A 1,383-nucleotide genomic window follows, 5' to 3' on the forward strand; every position below is an offset into this window, starting at 1 on the left:
AAGGCCGCGCTCGATGCCGCGGGCAAGGCCTATGAGGTGCACATGTACGAAGGCCTCGAGCACGGCTTCCACAACGACACGACGCCGCGCTTCAACGCCGAAGGCGCCGCCCTCGCCTGGAGCCGTACACTCGATTTCTTCGCGAAACACCTCGCCTGACAAGCCTCTGGACAAGCCTCTGGACAAGACGGGGAACATAATCGATGTTCCCCAAATGTTCGAGACGGCCACCACCTTCGACACACCCGCTGGGCTCTGCGGCCTTGGCTGGACCGAGGCTGGCCTGACGCGTGTGCGGCCCTTCGCGGAGCGCCGCGCAATAGCCGCTGCGCCCAGCTCTGCACAGGTCCCGGGGTCTGAAGCCCCGCCGCACATCGCCGCCCTTATCACCGGCCTCATCACTGGCCTGCGCGCCTTCCTCTCCGGCGCGCCCACACACGTCTATGACACCGCCCTCGACATGACCGGTATGTCGGATTTCGAAGCCGCCCTCTGCGCCGCCTGCGCAAGGTCGCCTGGGGCGGGACCGTCTCCTATGGCGAGCTGGCCCGCCGCATGGGCGCCGATACCGGTGCCTCGCGCGCCGCCGGCATGTTGATGGGCCGCAATCCCTGGCCGCTCATCGTGCCCTGCCACCGCGTGCTCATCTGCGAAGGCAAGCTCGGCGGCTTCTCCGCCCCCGGCGGCCCGGTCACCAAAACGATCCTGCTCGCCCGGGAAGGCGTCCACCTCGACGGCGGCCAGCTCGCCCTGTTCGAATGAGCCCCGCACCCCTGAAAATCCGCAACCGCGATGCGCGGCGCCTCTGGCTGGATGCCCAGGGCCTCGCCGCCCCGCCCACCGGCCCGCTCGATCTCGCCGCCACCGTCCGCAAGCTTGGCTTCGTCCAGCTCGACTCCATCCGCGTCGTTGCCCGTGCCCACGACCACATCCTCTGGAGCCGCAACCAGAATTACCGCGAGCCGATGCTCGTCAAACTCCTGAAAGACCAGCGCGCTGTCTTTGAACATTTCACGCATGATGCCTCGGTCATCCCGGTCGAGTTCTATCCCAACTGGCGCCGCCAGTTGCGCCGCATGGAAGCCCGCGTGAAGGGCTGGGACTGGCACGCCGGCTATCACGGCCCTGAAGGGCGCGCGGCGATCCTTGAACGCATCCGCGCCGAAGGCCCGCTTTCCTCGCACGCCTTCGACAGCAAGGTGGTCGGCGAACGCGCCATGTGGCGCCGCCCGCCGCACAAGCTCTCACTCGATTACATGTGGTATGCGGGGGAGCTGTCCACCTCGCACCGCGAGAACTTCACCAAGTTCTATGACCTCACCGAACGCGTCATCCCGCACGCTTACCGCACCGCCGATGAGCCGCCGGGGCCCGAACAGGTCG

Annotated in this window: 4 protein-coding genes; all 4 read left to right on the top strand. The window is 67.3% G+C overall.

What is annotated here, in order from left to right:
- A partial coding sequence (locus WEA77_RS01670; RefSeq protein ID WP_368066140.1) for a dienelactone hydrolase family protein occupies positions 1-159 on the top strand: 159 nt, incomplete at its 5' end.
- 55 nt (positions 160-214) lie between these two features.
- The gene (locus WEA77_RS01675; RefSeq protein ID WP_368066138.1) at positions 215-598 is read left to right on the top strand and encodes a hypothetical protein; all 384 of its coding nucleotides are present in this window, start codon (positions 215-217) and stop codon (positions 596-598) included.
- The gene (locus WEA77_RS01680) at positions 502-762 is read left to right on the top strand and encodes a methylated-DNA--[protein]-cysteine S-methyltransferase (protein ID WP_368066141.1); all 261 of its coding nucleotides are present in this window, start codon (positions 502-504) and stop codon (positions 760-762) included. Before WEA77_RS01675 ends, WEA77_RS01680 begins: the two co-directional genes overlap by 97 nt.
- On the top strand, positions 759-1,383 hold a 625-nt coding region (locus tag WEA77_RS01685), incomplete at its 3' end, for a crosslink repair DNA glycosylase YcaQ family protein (RefSeq protein WP_368066139.1). The genes WEA77_RS01680 and WEA77_RS01685, both read left to right, overlap by 4 nt.

It is taken from the genome of Hyphomonas sp., from assembly GCF_040882205.1.
GTDB lineage: Bacteria > Pseudomonadota > Alphaproteobacteria > Caulobacterales > Hyphomonadaceae > Hyphomonas.